Origin of the sequence: Exiguobacterium sp. RIT452, from assembly GCF_003598705.1 — a bacterium.
Lineage (GTDB): Bacteria > Bacillota > Bacilli > Exiguobacteriales > Exiguobacteriaceae > Exiguobacterium_A > Exiguobacterium_A undae.
This window is the reverse complement of the sequence record NZ_QXJB01000001.1, coordinates 404,127-421,189: the sequence shown is the minus strand read 5'-3', so window position 1 is coordinate 421,189 and position 17,063 is coordinate 404,127. Positions and strand designations below refer to the sequence as shown.

Below are 17,063 nucleotides of genomic sequence, written 5' to 3'. Positions count from 1 at the left end.
CACATTTCGAAAAGTTTTGCTACAATCATAGTAACAGCAAAAGGAGGAACGGTTCATGAAACGATATGTTTGGCCACTTTTTTTAGTAGTTTCTCTTATTCTAACGGCAGTCTTCGGGTACGGTTTCGCGAGTGCCTACAATGATGTCGTCAATCCACCAAAACGAGCCGTCTTGACTCCAACCAAGGAAGAACCGGTCAAAAAAGGCGGGACGTACGTCGCGCTGGGTGACTCCCTGACACGTGGTGTCGGTGCCTCAAACGGAAACAGTTATGCCGCTATCGTCGGTCGCGATCTTGTCAAAAACGATCGTGTCGAACGTTTCCAAAATCTAGCCGTCAGCGGAGCACGGACGGAGGATCTCTTAAAACAGCTCGAACAAAAAGAAGTCCGCCGTACGTTGTCGCAAGCAAAAGTCATCTCGGTGACAATCGGCGGGAATGATTTGTTTAACCGCGGTGAAGGTGTCGCAAACTTTGATGCCAAAAAAACAGCAGCCACGATTGAGACTGCTCAAAACAATCTGGCAAAAACCTTCAGCATCTTACGGGAAGAAAATCCGGATGCCGTCATCTTCTATGTCGGACTGTATAATCCGTTCCGCGCAAGCGAAAACGGAGAAGCATTTGACGCCATCGTTCAAGAGTGGAACGCTAAATCACGGACACTTGGTATCAAACATGATATCGAAATCATCGATACGTTTAACCTCGTACGTGATGTCAAACGTGATCTTTCAAGCGACCAATTCCATCCAAACGATGCCACATATGAAGACATCGCCAACGCAGCCATTCTTGCTGTCGAAAAACGTTTTTAAACAAAAAGGGTTACCTGGAGCACAAGTGCTGCTCCGGGTAACCCTTTTATTGCGTAAAGTATCCATCGGAAAACTTTTGACGCCTTTGGATTCGAAGATCCTTTGCCTTTCCAATCCCGCATCCCCTTTGAATAAATAGATTAAAATTCATCATAGGGGATGATCACGAAATCTTCTTTCGAAAGACCTGTTCCCTTATCCAATTTGTACTCTTCAATCAAATCTAAAAAATAAGCAGTCGTTTTTTGCAAGGATTCTTCAACGGTCAGACCATATCCGATCCCACCTTCATGGTTGCCGTCCGGATCTCTCAATCTTAAATTGGTGTATCCAGTAAATCCGATTTCTTCCGGAGCATCGTCGTTATTGTAATTCGTTTCATAAACTTTCACTTTGAAAGCCCCGTAATGAATCGTATCTCCTGCATAAATCGTTTCAAAAAATCTTAAAGCTGTGATCTCGAATTCCGCAACAAACTTTTCGATCATGTCGACACGGTTGATTCTGATGTCTTTAAAGTCCAAGAAATAACCTCCTGCAACAACTTACTTATTTCAAACGTTTAGCGAGTGCAATCAAGACCCATTGCAACGGCAGGCGTGTCCATAAAGCCCAAACCGGCAATTTTTTTCCGTTGATTGGTTTTGGATTGACGGCCATGTTGATATTAGCCGGCAAGACGGCATAGAGGAAGCCCGGTAACGTCTTGCGGACGATGTCGACACCGCGACCTGACAGTAACATCAGCCCGTACAATACTTCGATGACCCCGGACAGTTGTACGAAAAAGCGTTTGAACGGGATGAAAGCGGGCATAATCTTAACAAATCCCTTTTCATTTCGAAAATGACCGATCCCGGCAAACAGCAAGCCGCCACCATACAACACACGCAGTACATACTTCATCTGAAACATCTCCCTTTGTGACTAAGTTTGTTACTAAGTACGAAACACACTCAGTGTACCGAACTCCCCGCCTTCGCTCAACTGTTTGAGATTGTCGTCAAATTGTGGGGAATGATGAGTCATTTCGGAAAAACGACCGTAATTTCATTTCCCGCCGATGAATCTGATACATTAAGGACAGAACAACACACACGAAAGGATTGATTTTGATGGCAGGAAAAACGAGACAACTTTTACCGGGACTAACCGGAGGCATCATCGGTGCCGTACTTACCGCAACGGTCGCCTTTCCAATTTTGATGGATCAAGAACAGCAGGTCGCCGACACTCCTTTGTCGAACGGGATGCCGAAACAAGTGTCGACGACAACCAGTGATCCCGTCACGAATGCGGTTGCGACGGCGCAAAAATCCGTCGTCACGGTCACGAATTACCAATCCGGGAACGCTATGAACCAAGAGGAAGCTGCCAGTGGTTCCGGTTCTGGAGTCATCTATAAAAAATCGGACGATAAAGCGTATATCATCACCAATCATCACGTCGTCGACGGTGCTTCGAAACTCGATGTAACCTTAAACAACGGAGAAACAATCAGTGCCAAATTACTCGGCAGCGACGAGACGTATGACCTCGCAGTTCTTGAAGTCGAGGCGAAAGACGTTCCGTCCGTCATCACCCTTGGAAAATCAGCGGATTTAAAAGCTGGACAAACGGTCCTCGCGATCGGGAACCCGCTTGGTGAGTTCCAGAACTCCGTTACCCGCGGGATCGTCAGTTCCAACGACCGGACCGTTCCTGTTGATACAAACAAGGATGGACAGGACGACTTCAATACGACCGTCATCCAGACGGATGCCGCCATCAACCCGGGGAATTCCGGTGGCGCATTAATCAATGAACAGGGACAACTCGTCGGCATCAACTCGATGAAGATCGCCGAGACCGGTGTCGAAGGCGTCGGCTTCAGCATTCCGATTGACGATGCGTTACCGATCTTAAAACAACTTGAGACTAACGGCGAAGTGAAACATCCGACGCTCGGCGTCTCGCTCCAGGATGTGTCGGCGTTCCCGGCCGGTTATCTGCTTGATCAAGTCCAGTTGCCGGAATCTCAAAAAACAGGTGTCGTCGTCATGTCGGTTGAACCGAACAGTCCTGCCGCATCCGCGAAGCTGAAAACGGGTGACGTCATCACGAAGATCAATGATGAAGCAATCAAAAGTTTTGTTGACATTAAAACGGCTCTCATCAAATCTGACGGAAATGTCACGTTGACGATCATTCGTGACGGAAAACAACTGACGGTTTCGACGCAAACCACAACGACAGATCAACTGTAAACAATTGTCAAGGTACGTTTCAACCCCCTCCTATATCGGGTATTGTTTTATAACAATATCGATTGGGAGGCTTTTTTTATGTATGATTTAATTGGTGTCGGTATCGGACCGATGAATTTAGGCTTAAGCGCCCTGGCTCATCCAACCCCGTTACGGACGTTATTTTTTGATGAAAGTGAACAGTTTTCTTGGCATCCCGGCATGATGATCAAAGATTCGATGATGCAAACAAGCTTCATCTCTGATCTTGTCACCCTCGCCGATCCGACCAGCCCGTTTACGTATTTAAATTATTTGCGGTCAATCAACCGTCTGCATACCTTTTATTTTTACGAAAAACTACTTATTTCCCGTCAAGAGTACAATGCCTACCTGAAATGGGTATCGACTCAATTGGAAGACCTGCACTTTTCGACACGCGTCATCGACATCCAAGATACCGGTGACAGTTACGAAGTGCTTGTCGAAGAAGTCGCAACCGGCAAACGGACGACATACGAAACACGGAATATCGTGCTTGGTACAGGTTCAAAACCATCGATTCCCGCTAGTTTTGATGACGGAGTCATTCATAATACACAGTACGTCATGGAAAAAGAGTCCCTGCTCAAACAAGAGAAAGTCAGCATCGTCGGCTCCGGTCAAAGCGCAGCCGAAATTTTCCTCGACCTGCTCACGAGTGATCGTCCTGAGACGTTTGAACTCGAATGGATTTCCCGGTCCACGATCTTCGAAACACTCGAGACCGGTAAACTGGGAGAAGAAATCTTTTCGCCGAGCTACGTCCAGTACTTCAACAGCCTGCCGCTTGAAACGAGACAAGAAGCGGTGACGAAGTTCGCCCGGTCGCAAAACGGTATCAGTCCCGAGACACTTCAGGCCATTTATGAACATCTGTATGACCTGCCTCAGGACGATGCAAAACGGATCAATATTCGTGCCAATCTGGAAGTGAACCAGATTACCCGTGAACAGGACTTTACAATCTCCATGCGCCATACGGAACTGCATGATGAGCGGACATCCAAAACCGGTGCTGTCGTCGCTGCAACCGGCTTCGTTCCATCGTTGCCGCGTTTCGTCAACCGGCTCGACATCGAGTTTGAAGGAGAACAGGCATGGAAGGTCGATGCCAATTACCGGATTCATCGAACCGTCAAGGCGAACCACCATCTGTATGCGACGACGAACCTCGAATTGTCGCACGGTCCGGCGGCTGACAATCTCGGTATGTCGGTCTCGCGCAATCAATTGATTTTAAATGATGTCGCGGGAAAAGAATTGTATCCGGTCGAACAACACGCGACGTTTACAACGTTCAACTAACCGACTGCAATAAAAACGATCCTCAGCCTATCCGCCGAGGATCGTTTTTATTGTGTCGTTTCAAGGCTTTTTTGTCAGTTCCAGCGTCGCAAGAATCAATAACGCCGATTGGATCCGGCTTTTACCTGTTTTCGCGAGCAATAAATGAAACGCAATCAGCCAATTGACCTCGTCTGAAAATCGATTGCGCGAGCGCTCCCGATCGACGATCCGCGTCACATAAATCATATCGACCCGTTCTGTCGTCTCAAGTAACGCCAGCAACGGAAACAACCGGTCCCAGATTCGCACTTCCCGTTCCTCGAGCATTCCGCACCAGATTTGGATACGTTTTTTTCGGGCATCGAGGTCCGGTAACGCTCCCAAAATTTGGGCCGTCATCAACCGTTCGCTTGACGGGCTCATCCATTGCTCGAGCCATTGCTCGGACTGTTCGATTGTCCCGAGAAAGTTCTCCGGTAAGGGACCGGTCTCCATTAACGTCGAGGCAACGACATATTGTTTTGCCAGATTGAGGACAGGATGTGTTTTTTGCAGTTCCGTCATCAGCGGCAAGGCATCGATGCCTTGTTGCCGGTTCAACACTTCACCCAGTGCAAAAAACGGACGCACCGCTTTTTCTTTAATCAGACGTCGTTTAATGTGTTTTTCGGCTTCAATCACGCGCTCTAGCAGTCGTTCCGGTTCGTTGCTGTTGAGTTCGATGTGGGAGATCAACAGCGGCGTGTAACGGCTGCGTAATGCCGAAAACCGGGTCGTTTTTTGCTTGACGATTTGCATCATCCGGTCGTAAACCGCCTTCTCGAAGACGGTATTGTGAATCGTGTACGACAGCGCAAAAAAACGGTGGAAGTCATGTGAACTTTCCTCATGCAGGGTCGAATAGGTTTCGTTGTAGTTTTCACAAAATAATCCATACATGTTCCTGTCCTCCCTTCCCTTATATGTTCCCCCTTCCCTTGAAATCATTCCGTTTTCCTCAGACGATCAACGGGTTGCAGACAAAAAAAAGCCGGAAGCTCCTTTTCATGTGAATAAAAAAGAGTTTCCGACTTACGGTTAGACGCGTTGCCGATCCAGTAAACGGGAGAAATACCCGCCGTTTTCGACCAGTTCTTCGTGCGTCCCGTCTTCAACGATTCCGTCTTTCGTGACGACCAAAATACGGTCGGCTTGACGAATCGTGGCCAGACGGTGGGCGATGATCAGTGTGGTTCGGTCTTTTGACAGTTCGGCCAGTGACTCTTGAATGATCGCTTCCGTCTCTGTATCGAGCGCTGAAGTTGCTTCATCCAAGATGAGGATCGGCGGATTTTTCAAGAACATCCGGGCGATGGCCAACCGTTGTTTTTGTCCACCGGATAATTTTAAGCCGCGCTCCCCGATTTGTGTATCAAATCCGTCCGGTAAATCGGCAATCATCTGACTTAAGTGTGCGCGTTCCGCTGCTTCGATGATTTGTTCACGACTTGCCGTCAAATCCCCATAAGCAATATTTTCGGCAATTGTCCCGGAAAACAGGAACACATCCTGTTGGACGATGCCGATTTGTTGCCGGAGCGAGCTTTTTGTCATCTGACGGATATCGATTCCATCAATCGTAATCGCTCCGTCAAGCACATCATAAAATCGTGGGATCAACGAACAAATCGTCGTTTTCCCGGCACCGGATGTTCCGACGAAGGCAATCGTCTGACCCGGTTCGACCGACAGACTGATGTCTTTTAAAATCAAACGATCCGCTTCATAACCGAAGCTGACGTCATCAAACCGAATCGCGCCGCGTAACGTCGAGACGTGAATGGCGTCCGGAGCGTCCTTGAGTTCCTCATCGTGATCAATCATCTCGAGGAAACGTTTGAAACCTGCCATTCCTTTTGGATACAACTCAAGCAACGCCGTGATCTTGTCGATTGGTTTGAGCAAGATGTTCATGTACAGGATGAAACCGACGAGTTCTCCGTAAGTGAGTTTTCCGGTGTAGCTGAGATAGGCACCGACGACGAGGACGGCGAGGGTCATCAAACGTGTCGTCAAGTAAATGCCTGACAGACTCGTACTCATGACTTTATAGGCACTAATCTTTGATTTACGGAACGTCGTGTTGTCCTTCTCGAAGCGAGCCACTTCGTGTGCTTCGTTCGTAAACGATTGAACGACCCGGATGCCCGACACACTGTCCTCGACCCGGGAATTGACCTCGGCGATGTTTCCGTACATCCGGTCCCACGAACGGTTCATTCGAACGTTGGCGTAACTGATCAACCAAATCAAGAACGGGACGGCAATGATCGTGACGAGTGCAAGCGGCACATTGATCGTCAGCATGATGGAGAAAGCACCGATTAACGTCATGACAGCGATAAAGGCGTCTTCCGGACCGTGGTGGGCCAGTTCGCCGATGTCAAATAAATCGTTTGTGATCCGACTCATGATATGACCGGTCTTCGTGTTGTCAAAAAAGCGGAATGACTGTTTCTGGACGTGTCCAAACAATTGACGCCGCATGTCCGTCTCGATATTGATGCCGAGTTTGTGTCCGTAGTAGTTGACGACAAACTGCATCAATGTGCTGATGACGTACAATCCAAGCAATCCGATGCTGACGAGAATGATCCAGTTCAACTCGCTGTGCGGTAACAATGAATCGATGAACCATGCGACAGCAAGCGGAAAAGCGAGCTCCAGCAGTCCGACGAACAAGGCGGACGAAAAATCGAGCCAAAATAATCGTTTATGCGGTATGTAATAGTGATAAAACCGTTTTAACATGCAAGTCCTCCTCCCAAATTACCTTTAGTGTACAGGATAACTGAAAATAATTCTCGTTTACAAATCTTTCTTGTTTTATTGAAAATGAACCGAATTTCTTTCTTAAAAAATATATTTTAAAATCAGGGGAATTCCCTGCTTGTTATGACAAAATGGTAACAATGATTCGATTTCTGATCGAACTGGATTCGTTATTTTGGAAGGGAGCCACACTACGTGAAAAAGACATTTCTTACTTTGACGACCCTCGCGCTGATCGGTTCAGCAACCGGCGTCGAAGCCGCGTCAACGACACTCATCTTGACAGACAACGTCAATATCCGGACTGCTGCCACTACTTCCGCTCCTGTCATCACGACACTCAAAAAAGGAACGACTGTCACGGCAGTCAAGAAAACGGGATCTTGGTACGAAATTCGCCACCAGTCGAAAAAAGCATTCATCACCGCCGCTTATGTCAAAACGGTTCCAGCAAAAGCAGCCACAACTACGACCTACATAACGAACACTGCTTCCGTGAACGTCCGTGAGAAGGCAACGACATCATCCAAATCGCTTGGTAAACTCGCTAAAAATGTGAATCTGGCTGTTAAAAAGAAAACCGGTGACTGGTACGAAATTACGTATCAGAAAAAACCGGCTTTCGTGCACACGACGCTCGTCACGGCTAAAACATCAACGGTGACGACGGGCTCTAAACCGCCGGTCACGACTCCTGTCACACCACCGGCTTCAACGGCCGTCAAAGCAGTTGATTCATCGAAACAATATGAAGTCAATGCCAAGGAAGGTTTGAACGCCCGTCTGTCGGCTTCAACGACCGGCAAGATTTATAAGACGTTACCGCATAAAACGGTCTTGAAGGTCACGGGCGCAGTCGACTCGTGGTATCAAGTTCAACTCGACGGGAAAAATGTGTACGTCGCGTCGAATTATGTGCTGGCGTCAGCAAAAGAAACGCCGCCTGCGCCGGGTGTCTCCGTCACACCGGTCGATCAGTCGAAAGCGTATAAAGTCAATGCCCCAACCGGCTTAAACGTCCGGACAGCTCCAAGTACGACGTCGACGGTATTTACGCAACTGGCTCATGGATCGTCCGTTCAAGTATCCGGTGAAACAACCGGGACAAGCGCCGGCTGGTATCAGATCAAGATTGGAACGACGTATTATTACGTTGCCAAAAGCTACATCACGACCGGATCCGTCACATCTCCGGTGACACCACCCGTCACACCGCCTGCACCGACGATTCCGGCTTCCGGCGTCATGGAAAAAGCAATCTCGATTGGACAAAAGTATCTCGGCACACCGTACGTCTGGGGTTCAAGCAGTCCGGTCAACGGTGGATTCGATTGTTCCGGCTTCATCAACTACACGTTGAACACAGCGGGTTATAAAGTGGCTCGGACAAACGTCAACGGCTACTGGAACAACGACGGCTATCTCGGTCAAAAGTTGTCGAAATTACGTCAACCGGTCCGCGGCGACATCATTTTCTTCGAAAATACGTACGCAGCAGGTCCAACCCACATTGGCATCATGTTGAACAACGATCAGTTCATTCATGCCAATACACCATCACTCGGCATCAGCCGTCTGTCTGAACGCTATTGGACACAAAAATTACTTGGTTTTAAAGCGCTTTGATGTAAAAACCTCCACCCGGAACAGTTTCCGGGTAGAGGTTTTTTTAATGCAGTTCTGCCAACAGCTGCTCTATTTTCTGTTTGAAATGACCACGTGAAAGATGCGCCGTCATTTGTTCAACCTCGTCCCGGTATTCAAGACCGGCCCCTTTCGTCATCGCAAGCGCTAGCGTCTGCAACATTTCCGACAAATCATATTCGCTCGCAACCCGCCAAATATGTACATTGCCCCAGATTTTTGCCACGGCTCCCTGTAAATCAAACTCCAATTTTTCGCCAGGCTGTTGCCATAAACAAAGATAGACCTCTAACTGTCCGGTATAGTGGTAACTGGCTTCGATATCGACTTCTACCAAGCGTTCTCGGGCATAACGAATGCCGGCATAGTCTTTTTGGTGAATCGCGATGCTTCCTTTTGTCAATTCGACGAGAAGACGCTCATACACGTTCGCTTCGGTAAATAAAAAGAAATGATTTAATTTTTCGAGCTCAGTTTTTGCTGACGCATAGTCCCCGGTCAGACTCAAGAAAAGTGCCAGCAAACGGTGATAGGAAATGACCTCAATATAAACCCCTTTCTCTCGCATGTAGGCAATTCCTTCCCGCAATAAGACGATGGACTCGGTCCAGTTGTCCTCTTTCACACTGACCCGAAGTGCTTGTAACATCTGATAATCAAGAAACGTCTCGTGCGAAAGCGGAATATCCTGAATGACCATCATTGCATCAATCAATTGATAGGCCTCTTCATACCGACGCAGAAAAAACAGAAAATAGACTTTTGAAATTTGTACCTCGATTTGTTGATCCCGTAGGTCAAGATTTTTAAAAATATCAAATGCCAACTCAAAATAACGAAGACCTTCCTCCGGATTCAAAAAACGTAAAGCAAAACCGTATTTGTGATAGATTTGCCCTTGCCAATAAGAAGGAACGACCGGATCAAGATATGGACTTAACATCTCAATGACCTGTTGTTCACTATAATACTCACTTTTCGGCGACTCAATTTGTTCCAAGAGTTGTTTCATTTCCGTGACACGCGGATCGAGCAGGAGTTCGTCCACCGAGACATGCAACCGTTCAGCAATCCGTTGCAGCGCCGGCAAGGATGGTGTTGCTTTTCCATTCTCGATCATGCTGAGCATTGATTTGGTCATGATACCTTCAGCGACTTCCGACTGTGTCATTTTTTTCGTTTTTCGTAATGTTTTGATTCGTGTTCCCAGCATCTTGTCACCCTCACCCGAACATAAAGTTCAATTTAATTTAACTTTTATATTTACAATTCTTCCCTGTTCCTCTAGTATAAAGGAAAGTTCAATTTAATTGAACAAAAAGGAGGAGTTAGGATGTCGAAAAATTTACAACGACTGTTATTCGGTAAGTTTTGTTCGTTATTCGCCGCCAGTCTTTTTACGTTCGTCGCCGGTTTGACTGTTTTGCGTGAAACGTCATCTGGGCTTCAGTTTGCCTTAGTTCTCATAGCGGGAACTGTACCGCGGATTATACTGTCGCCGATTGCCGGTGTCCTCGCCGACCGCTGGGACCGTAAAAAAATCATTGTCTTGACGGAGACATTCAGTGCGTTGACGCTAACAGTATTTGCAGGTTACGCCTTCTTTTTCCCGATTCACACACTTCACTACATGATTGTCAGCGCAATCCTCACGTCCTTGTCGACCTTCCTGTCCGTGACGTTGATGAGTTCCTTAACCCGATTGCTTGAAGAAACAGAACTTCAACGCGGCAATTCCTTGATTTCAACCATCAGCTCCATCTCTTCGATCGGTGCACCGATGCTCGCCGGATTTTTATTATCGTTTGCTCCAATTGATCTCTTTTCCCTCCTGCCGTTAACGTTATTCGCCTTGGCGGCGATCTGGAATACACGTCTGACTTTCCGGGTACTTCCATCATCTGCCGAAACCACTGCTTCATTTTTGACGGATTTCCGCGACGGTTACCGTTATGTATTCAAACAACGTCTCTTGACGACATTAATCATGATGGCATTGGTCTTAAATTTCTTTTTTATTGCCTTTGAAGTCATGTATCCGATCGTACTACTGGATCGTCTGTCGTTCTCACCGTTTCAATTTGGAGTGATCGAAGCTGTGTTAGGGGTCGGACTGTTGTTTTCCTCCCTGTTGCTTGCCTTACCCCGTTTTACCATCAAACGTCCGTTGCTGACGGTCTTTCAATCACTTACTTTACTTGGTGTGTTTTTTATCATCCCAATTTTGCCGTTACTCGGTCTCATCCCGGTTAGCTGGTCGTTTGCTTACTTTTTCCTCTTTTCTTTTATTGAAGGCTTTCTTGTTTTACGGGCCAACATCCCGCTCCAATTGATCGTACAACGCCGGACGGATCCTGCTTACTTAGGGCGCGTCATCGGCGTCATGGAATCACTTGCGATGGGGATCATGCCGCTCGGTATGTTACTGTTCGGTTATTTGAGCGATTATGTCTCGCTCAGTCTGTTGTTTAGCATCAGCTCATTTGGTCTGTTGCTGACGGTCGGCAGCGGAATGTTCATCCTGCGGCGTGATCTCCAAGCAGAACGTTCAGAAGAATATCCGTCGCTTGAAACCGAAAAAACGTCCACCTCAGCGAGCTGAGATGAACGTCTCTGTTTTTTAAACCGTCGCTTTGACAGCGTCCATGATCAATTTCAGTGATTGTTGTTTGGCTTCCTTGTCAGCAATCATCGAAGCAATCATCACTTCATCGGTTCCATATGAATCGGCAAGCTCCTGCAATTGTTTCGCAACAGATTCTGGATTACCGACGATCATCCGTTTCCGGTTTTCCGCAATCCGGAACTGATCCTGGAACGAGTACTGGTAAGCCGCGGCTTCTTCCGGTGTCGGTGTACCTGTTGACGAGACACCTTTCTCAAGCAGGAGCAATGACAAATCAAGAATCGAAGCCAATCGTTCCGCTTCTTCCGTTGTCTCGGCACATGTCACGAAAATCGAGACGAGTGTTTGCGGCGTCTCATTAAACGACGTCGCCATGAAGTTATGACGGTAATAATCCATCACTTCTTGACCTCCCTGTCCGTTGATGAAGTGGGCAAAGGCGAAACCAAATCCGCGCTGCGCCGCATTCAAGGCACTGCCGCCGCTTGACCCGAGCAACCAGGCTTCCGGTGTCGTATCGATTTCAGGTGTCGCGACAAGTCCTGCGAAGCGGTGATCAGCCGGGGCACCGTCTTTTAAATAATCGACGAGATCATCGAGTTGTGCGCCGTAATCGGCTCCCCCGAATCGTGGGGACGATCCTTCCTGAAGGGCGCGGGTGGCGAGTGGCATACCGCCCGGTGCCCGACCGAGACCTAAATCGATCCGGTTTGGTGCGAGTCCTTCCAGGACACGGAAGTTCTCCGCAACCTTATACGGACTGTAATGCGGTAACATGACGCCTCCTGAACCGAGACGGATCTGTTTTGTGACGGCTGCCATGTAGGCGATCAGAACTTCCGGACTTGATCCGGCAAGTGTCTTCGCAAAGTGGTGTTCCGACACCCATAACCGTGTATATCCCAGTTCATCGGCAATTTTCGCAAGCTCAACCGTTTCGTGTAAGGCTTCTGACGGTGTTTGTCCTTTTGAGACCGGTGATTGATCTAAAATACTTAATTTCAATATAATCTCTCCTCTGGTGTTGACTTCATGTCTAAACTGTACGCCTGTCGGATAATTGAATGCAATAAAACTGCCTGTTTACCGGATGGCGACGTTTTCAATTTGAAAATCAGGGAACATTCCTAGAGTAGCCGCAACAAAAACTTAAAGGATGAGGTGTTTTTCATGTCAACGAATCATACATCAAACCAAGAAGCAGTCGAAACGGTCAAAAAATTAATCGATAAAATCGAAACGGCGATGCTGACGACCATCTCTGATGAAGGTCTTGTCTCACGTCCAATGCAAACTCAGGATATCGAGTTCGATGGCGATCTCTGGTTCCTTACATCAAAAGAAACAGGCAAATATAACGAAATTCTTAAAAATCCGAACGTCAACGTCGCGTATGTCGACAAATCATACGTCTCGATTCGCGGGAAAGCAGAATTCGTCGAAGACATCAACCGTAAAAAAGAACTTTGGAGCCCGCGTTACGAAGCGTATCTCGGTACGACATACGAAGATCCAAAAGTCGTCTTAATCAAGGTGAATACGGAAGGCGCCGAATACTGGGAAACCGGAAATACGACAAAATCCGTAAAACAACTCTTGAAAAAAGCGGTCGGTAACGATGACTCGAACGAAATCAATAAAAAAGTGGACCTTTCTTGATCCACTGCCTTCTAGACCATGTCGCCGTTTGGTGATATGGTCTTTTTTTGTTCAAATTGGTTTTAATCACGTCATCTGGTGTAACATACTACTATTAGTAATCAAGTTTGTTAGCTAAAGGAGACGCATCATGGGAGAATTCATTACATTATTAAAACGGGGCAATCGTTCTGCTCTGACGGCCGGCATCGTCAACTCGGTCATCGCCATCATCAAAGCCGTCGCTTATGTCTTAACCGGCAACGTCGCGATGTTTGCGGAAATGATGCACACGATTGGGGACGCCGCCAATCAATTTTTTGTTTTCATCGGCTCTGCCCTCAGTAAAAAGGCACCAACAAAACGATTCCCGAACGGGTTTGGCCGTCTCGTCAATCTCGTCTTGCTCGGCGCGATTTTATTCGTCGGCATCATGGCATATGAAACGATTCATGAAGGAATTGCCCACATCATCAAACCGACGGAATCGACCGGCTTCTGGATCACGCTGTCCGTTTTGTTTGTCGGTGTTGTGCTCGAAAGTGGCGTCTTTTATAAAGCGATGCAAGAAATCGCCCACGATGCCCGCTTGACGTCAAAAGGTCCAAAGCTGATTCTCGACAGTTTCCGGGCCTTGAAACAGGCAAAACCGGCAACACGGCTCGTCTTCCTCGAAGATTTGGTCGCAACGGCGGGTGGTCTCGTCGCGATGATCGCCGTCATCATTTCGCATCTGACACCGTTTCATCAAGCAGAAGGGATCGCTTCCATCATCATTGGTTTAATGATGTTTTACGTCGTTGGTAACGTCTTTTTACAAAATGCGGCCGGTGCACTTGGAGAAGCGGATGAGACGATGGCAGCACGTATCGGAGGCATCATCATGCGCGATCCGGATGTCCGGGATATCAGCAAACTTGAAGTCATCAAGGAAGGCGATCATTTTCATGTCGAAGTCGAAATCGAAGTCGATCCGACGTTGACCATTGCCCAGGCCGATGACATCAAAGACCGGCTTGAACTTCAAATCCGTCTGCAACAAGGCATCATCGATGTGACCATCGGATTTGATGAAGACGACAACATCCAACAGTACATCGTCTCGACAAACGAAACACGATGAATCCGTTTACGCTGAAAGTCGTTCAAATCATCCGTTCGATTCCACCAGGGCGGGTCATGACCTATGGACAAGTTGCCCGTCTCGCCGGTAATCCGCGGGCAGCACGACAAGTCGCCCGGATTCTCCACAGCCTGAGTCGGACGGAACAGTTACCATGGCACCGTGTCTTGAATGCTAAAGGCGCAATCTCCCTTGAGGGGGAGGAGCAACAATTAGCCCTCGAGGCAGAAGGTGTTGTCTTTGACCGGGCGGACAAACTTTCTTTATCCCGTTATCAGGTCTGAACAAAAAGGAAGCGAACCGCATCTCTCGATGCGATCCGCTTCCTTTTTTTATGCTTTTTGTTTCATTTGACGTAAGACTTCCGCCTCCAGTTGTGGTTCCGGCGGCAGCCAGCCTTCCGGTTTCATGACCTTTTGATCCGATTCCCGGAAGATCGGTTGACCGTCCGGACCGAGTTTTGCCATATTGGCTTGTTGGACGATCTCAAACAATGGTCCGGGTTCAAGTCCCGCTTCAACGAAACTGCCCATGATGAAGTACAGGGCGTCCGTCAACGCATCGCCTTGCCCGACAAGTTGTTCCACTTCAGTCGTCGGATACGTCTCGCGTAACGATTTTTCAACCGCCCGATCAAGCCCCGTCTTAAAGGTCTCGATTGCTGCTAAAAATTCGTTTTCATCACGTGAGGACTGGTGCAGAAACTCAACGACAGCTTCTTCTGCCGTCCAGGTCGCCCGTTTGACTCCGCGTGCCAGTGGAATCGGTGTCGGGTGGTCCGCACCCGGATGATGGAACGTCTGATGGAACTGTTTGACGTCTTGATAATAATTTGGTTGTTTCAAATCGATCACTCCCCTGTTCCGTTTCACTTTCGAACGGTTTTCATTCTAACAGATTTCGGGAGATTTCTCGATGCGTTCATCGGTTATCGGACGTGATCCACCAACCGGATTCCCCGGCTGATCAATTCCTCGCGTTCTTTTGACGTCTGTTTGAGACGGTCAAGATCGGCAATCAAGCGGGGTTGATCGACTTCATCCGCCAGTTCGAGTAACTCGAGACGCAGTAACCACGCGTCCGGCAGTTGACTGAGTGTCTGATCAATCAGTTGTGGCAACAATTGACGGTCCGCTCGTCCTTCGCGCATCTCGCGGACTGCTTCAAAGATCGGATCAGCCGCCGTCAGCGGTCGCTCGACACGCTCAAACTCAACCGTCTCCGGAATCGGTTTCAGTGCTTCGACTTCTGTTCCCGGGAAAGCTGACGTGATGTCACCGACAATCAACTCCATCCGGCTCATCGCAGTCGTTTCTCCGCCTTTTGTCACCTGCGCGTCTTCCAGGATGACGAGTGCACGGTGACCGTTGACGTTTTGGATCTCTGAAACCTGTCCTGTCACCTGAACCGAACCTTCTTTCCAGTCCAGCTGTTCGCCGACTTTCACTTGCAGAAGGATTTTGTTTAATTCAGATCCGTGTAACAGTGTAAAGCCTTCCGGGTGGTCCGCAAGTCCTTGACCCGTCATGACTTCCCCGTTCGCCGCAAGCGCCGTTGGACCGGTCAGCTTAACGAGATGCAGTGATTCATGAATCTCGTGCGTATCCGGTACACCGACGAGGGAGACGCCACTTTCAAAGACAAGCGTCGACAAGTTGCCCGATTCAACAGCTTTCGTCAGACCGTGGATACCGCCGCGGACGTATGACATCGTCTGCGCAAATTCTTCTAACGCATCCCGGAGTTGCTCAAATGATTCACAGACAAACAGTTCCTTTTGCATGCTTGTCACGTCATGTTTCGTCGCCAGTGCTTTTGCGAGTGAAAATGGATGTTTGACGACAGCATCCGTCAAGCAGTGACGGCTTTCACCGACTGATGACAGAAGACCGGCACCGTAGATTTGCGGATTGTTGATGTCGCCGATGAGACCAAACTCGACGGTCCACCAGAACAGACGCGAAATTTCGTTGGCTTCGGAAATCCCGGTCACGTGGGTCCGGGTTTCGGCGAGTGCGACTTCTGCCTGCTCGATGTCTGCCGGTGTAGAGAACGGACTTTCTTTGACAATCGTCAGTTTTTTCAGTGCTTTGAAGACATCATGCTCGGCTTTATGGTTAAAGGCATGCGCTCCGATTTCACCGAACCGGCGGACAAATTCCGCGTAGACGGGATTCATCAAGATTGGCGCGTGACCTGCTGCCTCATGCAAGATGTCAGGAGCCGGTGTGTAGAGGATGTTATCGACTTTACGGATATCGGTTGCGATCGGCAACAAACCGTGACCTTGGAAGTCAAAAAACGCGACACCGGGAATCAAGCCGTCAACAGCAACCGTACCCCAACCGCCCCGACTTAAGTTCGCCGTCATCTCACGGACATCCGGAATCCGTTCCGGACTGATGCCGGATGCAGCCAACCCTTCAAGGTATGCCGGATGTGCCGTATCTTGTAATGTATTTAAATTCAGTCGCATGACGTAACGCCAAACCGCATGATCCGTTGGCGTGTAATCTTCGTAGTGCTGCGGTGCGACGTGTGGTTGTAAGTGACTTGGAATGATTGGTGTAGACATATGAATTTCCCCCTTGAAAGTAGATGAACAACAAAAAATCCCTGCCGAACAAAGATGTTCGACAGGGACGACGAAAGGCCGCGGTACCACCCTGGTAATCTACGTAGACATAGATCGCTTCATTACGGGATAACGGTTTTCTCCGCTTGCGTGGCAAGAGACTCGGAAACTGTAATTCGATCCAATCTGTGTACACGTTCGCAGCGCCACGTGCTCTCTGAAACAGGGAGATTGTTTCTACTTCGGTTTCGTCTTCGTCTAACTTCTTTCAT

The 17,063-nt window shown here is 48.3% G+C and carries 16 protein-coding genes and 1 other annotated feature; of the genes, 8 read left to right on the top strand and 8 right to left on the bottom strand.

What is annotated here, in order from left to right; translation table 11 throughout:
* Nucleotides 1-55 precede the first annotated feature (55 nt).
* Complete coding sequence (locus D3D03_RS02105) at nucleotides 56-820, top strand: SGNH/GDSL hydrolase family protein (protein ID WP_026833403.1); 765 nt, start codon at nucleotides 56-58, stop codon at nucleotides 818-820.
* A 140-nt stretch (nucleotides 821-960) separates the two neighbouring features.
* Here D3D03_RS02105 and D3D03_RS02100 read toward each other — a convergent pair whose 3' ends face one another.
* Together D3D03_RS02100 and D3D03_RS02095 are read right to left on the bottom strand one after the other, a co-directional pair.
* Nucleotides 961-1,344, bottom strand: a complete 384-nt coding sequence (locus D3D03_RS02100; protein ID WP_119922578.1) for a hypothetical protein — start codon at nucleotides 1,342-1,344, stop codon at nucleotides 961-963.
* Nucleotides 1,345-1,369: 25 nt separating this feature from the next.
* Nucleotides 1,370-1,726, bottom strand: coding sequence for a DoxX family protein (locus D3D03_RS02095; protein WP_119922577.1), 357 nt, complete (start codon nucleotides 1,724-1,726; stop codon nucleotides 1,370-1,372).
* 209 nt (nucleotides 1,727-1,935) lie between these two features.
* On the opposite strand from D3D03_RS02095, the gene D3D03_RS02090 reads away from it, so the two are divergent.
* Both D3D03_RS02090 and D3D03_RS02085 read left to right on the top strand, forming a co-directional pair.
* The gene (locus D3D03_RS02090; protein WP_119922576.1) at nucleotides 1,936-3,066 is read left to right on the top strand and encodes a S1C family serine protease; all 1,131 of its coding nucleotides are present in this window, start codon (nucleotides 1,936-1,938) and stop codon (nucleotides 3,064-3,066) included.
* A 78-nt stretch (nucleotides 3,067-3,144) separates the two neighbouring features.
* On the top strand, nucleotides 3,145-4,392 hold the full coding sequence (locus D3D03_RS02085; protein WP_119922575.1) for a lysine N(6)-hydroxylase/L-ornithine N(5)-oxygenase family protein: 1,248 nt from the start codon (nucleotides 3,145-3,147) through the stop codon (nucleotides 4,390-4,392).
* A gap of 60 nt (nucleotides 4,393-4,452) precedes the next feature.
* Here the strand turns inward: D3D03_RS02085 and D3D03_RS02080 are convergent, their stop codons facing one another.
* Entirely contained in the window at nucleotides 4,453-5,313 is an 861-nt protein-coding gene (locus D3D03_RS02080) for a DUF4003 family protein (RefSeq protein WP_026833407.1), read from the bottom strand.
* Between the two features lie 138 nt (nucleotides 5,314-5,451).
* On the bottom strand, nucleotides 5,452-7,164 hold the full coding sequence (locus D3D03_RS02075) for an ABC transporter ATP-binding protein (RefSeq protein ID WP_119922574.1): 1,713 nt from the start codon (nucleotides 7,162-7,164) through the stop codon (nucleotides 5,452-5,454).
* A gap of 216 nt (nucleotides 7,165-7,380) precedes the next feature.
* Here D3D03_RS02075 and D3D03_RS02070 point away from each other — a divergent pair, with 216 nt between their 5' ends.
* Nucleotides 7,381-8,811 carry a C40 family peptidase gene (locus D3D03_RS02070; RefSeq protein ID WP_119922573.1) on the top strand — a complete coding sequence of 477 codons (1,431 nt, stop codon included), beginning with the start codon at nucleotides 7,381-7,383 and terminating at the stop codon, nucleotides 8,809-8,811.
* A gap of 43 nt (nucleotides 8,812-8,854) precedes the next feature.
* On the opposite strand, the gene D3D03_RS02065 is transcribed toward D3D03_RS02070, so the two are convergent.
* Nucleotides 8,855-10,042 (bottom strand): helix-turn-helix domain-containing protein, encoded by a 1,188-nt coding sequence (locus tag D3D03_RS02065; RefSeq protein ID WP_119922572.1) that lies wholly within the window; start codon nucleotides 10,040-10,042, stop codon nucleotides 8,855-8,857.
* A gap of 120 nt (nucleotides 10,043-10,162) precedes the next feature.
* Between D3D03_RS02065 and D3D03_RS02060 the strand changes: the two genes are divergently transcribed.
* Nucleotides 10,163-11,431 carry an MFS transporter gene (locus tag D3D03_RS02060; protein WP_119922571.1) on the top strand — a complete coding sequence of 423 codons (1,269 nt, stop codon included), beginning with the start codon at nucleotides 10,163-10,165 and terminating at the stop codon, nucleotides 11,429-11,431.
* An 18-nt stretch (nucleotides 11,432-11,449) separates the two neighbouring features.
* Here the strand turns inward: D3D03_RS02060 and D3D03_RS02055 are convergent, their stop codons facing one another.
* Nucleotides 11,450-12,463 carry an LLM class flavin-dependent oxidoreductase gene (locus D3D03_RS02055; protein WP_119922570.1) on the bottom strand — a complete coding sequence of 338 codons (1,014 nt, stop codon included), beginning with the start codon at nucleotides 12,461-12,463 and terminating at the stop codon, nucleotides 11,450-11,452.
* Nucleotides 12,464-12,625: 162 nt separating this feature from the next.
* On the opposite strand from D3D03_RS02055, the gene D3D03_RS02050 reads away from it, so the two are divergent.
* The 3 genes from D3D03_RS02050 (at nucleotide 12,626) to D3D03_RS02040 (ending at nucleotide 14,500) form a co-directional block, all read left to right on the top strand.
* Nucleotides 12,626-13,114 (top strand): pyridoxamine 5'-phosphate oxidase family protein, encoded by a 489-nt coding sequence (locus D3D03_RS02050; protein ID WP_028106649.1) that lies wholly within the window; start codon nucleotides 12,626-12,628, stop codon nucleotides 13,112-13,114.
* Between the two features lie 130 nt (nucleotides 13,115-13,244).
* Nucleotides 13,245-14,216, top strand: coding sequence for a cation diffusion facilitator family transporter (locus D3D03_RS02045; protein WP_119922569.1), 972 nt, complete (start codon nucleotides 13,245-13,247; stop codon nucleotides 14,214-14,216).
* The gene (locus tag D3D03_RS02040) at nucleotides 14,213-14,500 is read left to right on the top strand and encodes an MGMT family protein (RefSeq protein ID WP_119922568.1); all 288 of its coding nucleotides are present in this window, start codon (nucleotides 14,213-14,215) and stop codon (nucleotides 14,498-14,500) included. Before D3D03_RS02045 ends, D3D03_RS02040 begins: the two co-directional genes overlap by 4 nt.
* 48 nt (nucleotides 14,501-14,548) lie before the next feature.
* On the opposite strand, the gene D3D03_RS02035 is transcribed toward D3D03_RS02040, so the two are convergent.
* Both D3D03_RS02035 and D3D03_RS02030 read right to left on the bottom strand, forming a co-directional pair.
* Nucleotides 14,549-15,070 carry a pyrophosphohydrolase domain-containing protein gene (locus D3D03_RS02035; protein ID WP_369877364.1) on the bottom strand — a complete coding sequence of 174 codons (522 nt, stop codon included), beginning with the start codon at nucleotides 15,068-15,070 and terminating at the stop codon, nucleotides 14,549-14,551.
* 74 nt (nucleotides 15,071-15,144) lie between these two features.
* Nucleotides 15,145-16,791 carry an aromatic amino acid hydroxylase gene (locus D3D03_RS02030; RefSeq protein ID WP_119922566.1) on the bottom strand — a complete coding sequence of 549 codons (1,647 nt, stop codon included), beginning with the start codon at nucleotides 16,789-16,791 and terminating at the stop codon, nucleotides 15,145-15,147.
* A gap of 60 nt (nucleotides 16,792-16,851) precedes the next feature.
* Nucleotides 16,852-17,055 (bottom strand) — a binding site (T-box leader).
* Between the last annotated feature and the right edge of the window lie 8 nt (nucleotides 17,056-17,063).

What these genes read in the sequence shown, in the direction of transcription:
- D3D03_RS02105 (WP_026833403.1), top strand. Translation starts at nt 56, where the DNA reads ATGAAACGATATGTTTGGCCACTTTTTTTAGTAGTTTCTCTTATTCTA.
- D3D03_RS02095 (WP_119922577.1), bottom strand. Translation starts at nt 1,726, where the DNA reads ATGAAGTATGTACTGCGTGTGTTGTATGGTGGCGGCTTGCTGTTTGCC.
- D3D03_RS02090 (WP_119922576.1), top strand. Translation starts at nt 1,936, where the DNA reads ATGGCAGGAAAAACGAGACAACTTTTACCGGGACTAACCGGAGGCATC.
- D3D03_RS02085 (WP_119922575.1), top strand. Translation starts at nt 3,145, where the DNA reads ATGTATGATTTAATTGGTGTCGGTATCGGACCGATGAATTTAGGCTTA.
- D3D03_RS02080 (WP_026833407.1), bottom strand. Translation starts at nt 5,313, where the DNA reads ATGTATGGATTATTTTGTGAAAACTACAACGAAACCTATTCGACCCTG.
- D3D03_RS02075 (WP_119922574.1), bottom strand. Translation starts at nt 7,164, where the DNA reads ATGTTAAAACGGTTTTATCACTATTACATACCGCATAAACGATTATTT.
- D3D03_RS02065 (WP_119922572.1), bottom strand. Translation starts at nt 10,042, where the DNA reads ATGCTGGGAACACGAATCAAAACATTACGAAAAACGAAAAAAATGACA.
- D3D03_RS02060 (WP_119922571.1), top strand. Translation starts at nt 10,163, where the DNA reads ATGTCGAAAAATTTACAACGACTGTTATTCGGTAAGTTTTGTTCGTTA.
- D3D03_RS02050 (WP_028106649.1), top strand. Translation starts at nt 12,626, where the DNA reads ATGTCAACGAATCATACATCAAACCAAGAAGCAGTCGAAACGGTCAAA.
- D3D03_RS02045 (WP_119922569.1), top strand. Translation starts at nt 13,245, where the DNA reads ATGGGAGAATTCATTACATTATTAAAACGGGGCAATCGTTCTGCTCTG.
- D3D03_RS02040 (WP_119922568.1), top strand. Translation starts at nt 14,213, where the DNA reads ATGAATCCGTTTACGCTGAAAGTCGTTCAAATCATCCGTTCGATTCCA.
- D3D03_RS02030 (WP_119922566.1), bottom strand. Translation starts at nt 16,791, where the DNA reads ATGTCTACACCAATCATTCCAAGTCACTTACAACCACACGTCGCACCG.